Source organism: Aquabacterium parvum (assembly GCF_001447195.1).
In the GTDB taxonomy this organism is placed as follows: Bacteria; Pseudomonadota; Gammaproteobacteria; order Burkholderiales; family Burkholderiaceae_C; genus Aquabacterium; species Aquabacterium parvum.
In genome coordinates, this window is record NZ_LFRI01000340.1 from 1 (window position 1) to 4029 (window position 4029).

At 60.0% G+C, this 4029-nt stretch carries 7 protein-coding genes; 3 read left to right on the forward strand and 4 right to left on the reverse strand.

Translation table 11 applies throughout. The annotated features are described in order from the left end of the window. Positions 1 to 471 (forward strand): LysR substrate-binding domain-containing protein (locus ABG80_RS21455; RefSeq protein WP_083506034.1); only part of this gene is annotated, 471 nt, incomplete at its 5' end. 167 nt (positions 472 to 638) lie between these two features. On the opposite strand, the gene ABG80_RS11460 is transcribed toward ABG80_RS21455, so the two are convergent. The 4 genes from ABG80_RS11460 to ABG80_RS21460 form a co-directional block, all read right to left on the reverse strand. Next, positions 639 to 971 (reverse strand): DUF2442 domain-containing protein, encoded by a 333-nt coding sequence (locus tag ABG80_RS11460; protein WP_152987599.1) that lies wholly within the window; start codon positions 969 to 971, stop codon positions 639 to 641. A 359-nt stretch (positions 972 to 1330) separates the two neighbouring features. Continuing rightward, complete coding sequence (locus ABG80_RS21980; RefSeq protein ID WP_152987600.1) at positions 1331 to 1645, reverse strand: hypothetical protein; 315 nt, start codon at positions 1643 to 1645, stop codon at positions 1331 to 1333. A 178-nt stretch (positions 1646 to 1823) separates the two neighbouring features. After that, the gene (locus ABG80_RS22805; protein ID WP_160322530.1) at positions 1824 to 1997 is read right to left on the reverse strand and encodes a hypothetical protein; all 174 of its coding nucleotides are present in this window, start codon (positions 1995 to 1997) and stop codon (positions 1824 to 1826) included. 51 nt (positions 1998 to 2048) lie between these two features. Then, complete coding sequence (locus ABG80_RS21460; RefSeq protein WP_083506035.1) at positions 2049 to 2825, reverse strand: SGNH/GDSL hydrolase family protein; 777 nt, start codon at positions 2823 to 2825, stop codon at positions 2049 to 2051. Positions 2826 to 3291: 466 nt separating this feature from the next. Here ABG80_RS21460 and ABG80_RS22810 point away from each other — a divergent pair, with 466 nt between their 5' ends. Continuing rightward, positions 3292 to 3465: a hypothetical protein gene (locus ABG80_RS22810; RefSeq protein ID WP_160322531.1), complete on the forward strand. Its 174-nt coding sequence runs from the start codon at positions 3292 to 3294 to the stop codon at positions 3463 to 3465. 122 nt (positions 3466 to 3587) lie between these two features. Beyond that, positions 3588 to 3926 (forward strand): DUF4148 domain-containing protein, encoded by a 339-nt coding sequence (locus ABG80_RS11480; RefSeq protein ID WP_058087795.1) that lies wholly within the window; start codon positions 3588 to 3590, stop codon positions 3924 to 3926. Positions 3927 to 4029 lie beyond the last annotated feature (103 nt).

Below are 4029 nucleotides of genomic sequence, written 5' to 3' on the forward strand. Positions count from 1 at the left end.
GTAATGGAGTGGTGGGACTCACGTCCTGGGTTCGTCTCAACAGTATGGCGGCGCGAGAGGATGGTTGTCATTGTTCGCCCCGGCCATCCTTGGGCTGCCGAGTCGACCATTCCACTTAAGTGGTTAAAATCCCAGAACTTGCTTGGAGGCGAAGCGGCTACCGGAACTGGGCGCCTACTACAACAATATGCCGGTGCCGACTCGGCAGAGTTCACAGTGGGTATGCAGTTAGGTAGCACCGAGGCGGTCAAACACGCGGTCCACGCAGGGCTAGGAATCTCGCTTGTGATGGAAAGCGCGGTCAAGCATGAACAGGCAAGCGGATGGTTACATGCAATTCCGATTGAAGAAGATGTTTACAAAGATCTTTATCTCGTACATCGCTCAGAAACTTCGTTAAGCGGTCCGGTGGCAAGCCTTGCAGATTTGATTCTCCATTCTCCGGATTTAGGCTCAATAGAATATAAATAGCAAAACGAATGTCTGCTTCTGGCCGAGAGCAGTCACAGGCTGAGGTGGCCGCGACCGTCGGCTACCGCTGCACACTGGACGCTCGTTTATCTCGGCCGATCAAGTGCGGGACGTAGCGTGACCAAGCTGTGGGACCCGCAGGGCAAATTGACCAGTATCACCAGACCTCACCGGTCTGCTCGAAACGCAAGTGACTTCATCCAAGAGCGCGATCCCAACACCCCTCGAAGAAGCCCCGGAACATACACATCCGCATCCAGCGCCGGCACATACAAGCCCTGCCCAGATGGTGAGATCACTATCTCGCGAAGATCGCTTGGACGAGCGTGCTCCATGCCCTGGATATCACGCGGCCGGAACTGCAAGTACAAGCCACTGCTCAACTGCACCACGACCATCCCAATTCGACGGTCGTACTTCGCAGACACAGCCCTAACGGCCTTGGCCATGCTCTGCAAAGCCCGCTTGTTTGCTGCGTGAAACTCGTTGGCACTGATCATCTTCGACAACCCTCCACCACAGCGTGTAGTGCCCCGAAAGACCTGAACCCGCACCGAGGTTGTCAGACTAGATGGCAACGTTGCTATCGTCAATGCTCCAGCATCTCAGCAGCGCATAGGCAACTTCGCGCCGGGCGCCCCCTTCGGTTGTCTCGTCGTGATGGTTACGGACTCTATTCCTGGCCAGACAACGCACCACCGCGCCATCCACAGCGTTTTACGGACTTTCCAAGTCAGTTGACACGTGACCCTTGAGCTGCTCCAAAGGGGAGTCAGGGCCGATTTGAGTTACGGACTCTATTCCGTCGAACCACGACGCCCGGGTCCAGGTGCTCCGGCTCACCGTAGCGATGGAGCGGTCAGATGCAGAGATCGTGGCCGCTGCCGAACAGCTCGGCGACCTGTGCCGTCTTGCCGCAGCGGCGGTGCGCGGCTCCCGTGTTGACCCGACAACCCGTGCAGCCATTCAACTGATCGGGGACATGGCGGTGCGGATTCGCGCTGGATTGGAGAGCATGCAGTAGGCTTGTCGTGCTCACCGAAGTCGTGAATTTCCTTGCGTTGCCGTGCCCAACGGCGGACACGACACGTACTTTATCTATCAAGCGCGCTCGTACGACGGGACGTAGATCAAGCTCCCGCGCCGCAACCAGTTCCAGAACGCGGAAGGCCACCGAGGGCGACTCAAGCAAGGCACGCGTGAAGACCAGAGGACACTGGCCCCACTTTATGCACATAGTCGACAAAGTTTGGCGGGCTTATAACAACCGGTGTTATCACAGAAAGTTGGCCTTATCCCGGCATGCTCCCAGGTGACGACGCTCTCCCCATTGCGGCGTATGACAACTTGGATCAGGTGCCGGCTTGGCGGTCGCCCTCCGGCCAACGGACCTCGCGCGAGATCCGCGAGGTGTGGCGCTGCAGGTCCGCAGGCGGCCACAGCGTGGTGCCTGCCGACACGGCGGGCGAAAGGTTCGACTGCGGAATGGTGCCGGACCACGAAGCACCGATCGAGGAGGAGCTCATCCTGCGCGTCGCCTTCGTGGCCGACGGGTTCATCGTTGCGTAGAAATCACTTCACGTTGTCGGCGTGGCCGCAACGCCGGCCCGTATGTGCGGGCTCAATTCTTCCGCCCATGTTGCGTAACCGGCCGAACTCGGGTGGATGCCGTCCACAGCCAGGCCCACACTCGTCGTCGATTCTGGATGCCAGTGCATGAGGCGATGTCCCTGCGCGGGCAGCATGCCGGCCAGCGACTGGTTCATCTGGTGTGCCCAACGGCCCATGAACCAACGCAGCGGTTGGGGCAGCGCCGGGCAGGCATGCATCGGCGGCACGGCAGTGTGAACCAGCAAAGCCGGCTCGAAGCGGTGATCGATCAGCTCAGCTAGCCGGTTCTGCCAGCGCGCCCACAAAGGTGGACTGAGCAGAGCTGTCGCATCGTTGGCGCCGATCGAGAGCACCACGACATCGAAGCGTGCGGGAGGGGCGTCTTCCAGTAGCTGAAGCAAGCCCGGCGAATTCAGTCCGTTGGCCGCCAAGACACACCACTGCACTGTGTGATGCTGACCCAGACAGCGAACCAATTGGCCGCAGAGTGCTTGACTCTGCGTCGGCGCTCCAACACCCGCAGCACCCGAATCGCCGGCCACCAATAGGCGCAAAAGCGGGCCATGCCCGGAAATTCCGGCCCGCCGGCCCGGCGGCTCCGGCAGGCGCGGCGTGACTCGCCGCACATACAGCGCTTGCAGCCACAGCACCGGTGACAGCAGGCTTATCAGTACAAGGCGCTTCCAAGGAGAAGCCCACGGCACAAAGCTACTGAGAAACTTTGTTTTGGGCTGGTGCAGCATATCAACCCTCGTCTATCGGAAATTCATGCCCTCGCGGCCACGGTGCGGGGCGCGTCACAGTTAGGGCGCGTTCAACTCCCACGACGAACTCGCAGAGTGAATGCAGCGATTAAGTACAGCGTACTCATGCTTTCAGACCACGCGCCGTTATCCGCATGCGGTTTGTTGGTAGGACAACAACTCGCGCCGTGGTCCCCGCTCATCAAAGGTGGGGCTGTGAACCGCACCGGCACCCGGGGCGGTTCACTTTGCCGGACGCATACGCGCGTTGGCTGTAATCGTGGGGTTAAACGGCCGTGGGTTGCGCGGTATGTGGTTGTCGATGTTGGAGTTGTAGAAGAGCCTGTCTTGCGTGCCGCCGCTCTGCCCCATCATCTGCGTGCCCTTCGCTGCCGCGACAGACCTTAGAGGAGCACCGCCATGAGCCCGAGAACACCGCCCGCCCGAGCGAGGGCTGCAGCCGCCCATGACGCGCATCGGCGAAGACATCAGCAAGGGGCTGGACGTTGCCGGCACGAGTCTTTCGGGCATCGCTACATCTCCGGCAAATGGGCCCGCCACTGCAGCAGCAGAGTTGCGCCCATATCTGGGTGGTGAGTTTGTTGTTTTCGCCGGTGCGACGCAAATGACGGAAATGTAATGGCCCGGTCGGGCTGCCGTCGCAGCGCGATTCCTATAGTGAGATCCATGACGTCCGGAAACGGCGTTTGGGCCGTAGCCTCAAGGCGGCTATGGCGCTGATTCAGCTTGAAGGAGTACATCATGTCGCGCATCAATCTTTCCACCGCCATCGTCGCCGCAGTCCTCACGATCACAACTGCGCCGACTTTCGCAAGCAACGGCTTCACGCCGTCCAACGACGATTCCGGCGGCGAATACCATGCCATGCCCGGCGGCAAGACACGAGCCGAGGTCATCGCGGAACTCGAAGCGGCCCGACGGGATGGCACCCTTGCGAAGATGAGCCGCAACCAGTCCTACGTTCCGGGCTATGACATGCCCACGAGGTCAGTCGGCACGAAGCGGACGAAGGAATCCTCCAACGTCAACATTTCGGGAAGCGGTGAACTTGAGGTTGCCCCCGAAAAGTGGAGTTCTTAGCTCATGACCACAATGCTGGAAAGGAGCGAAGAAATGGTCGACAAGCAGGTACGTGGCAAGTACACCCTGGAGTACAAACTGGAGGCTGTCAGGCAGGTCAAGG

Coding starts and splice junctions, on each gene's coding strand:
- ABG80_RS11460 (WP_152987599.1), bottom strand. CDS start 971: ATGATCAGTGCCAACGAGTTTCACGCAGCAAACAAGCGGGCTTTGCAG.
- ABG80_RS22805 (WP_160322530.1), bottom strand. CDS start 1,997: ATGAGCTCCTCCTCGATCGGTGCTTCGTGGTCCGGCACCATTCCGCAG.
- ABG80_RS21460 (WP_083506035.1), bottom strand. CDS start 2,825: ATGCTGCACCAGCCCAAAACAAAGTTTCTCAGTAGCTTTGTGCCGTGG.
- ABG80_RS22810 (WP_160322531.1), top strand. CDS start 3,292: ATGACGCGCATCGGCGAAGACATCAGCAAGGGGCTGGACGTTGCCGGC.
- ABG80_RS11480 (WP_058087795.1), top strand. CDS start 3,588: ATGTCGCGCATCAATCTTTCCACCGCCATCGTCGCCGCAGTCCTCACG.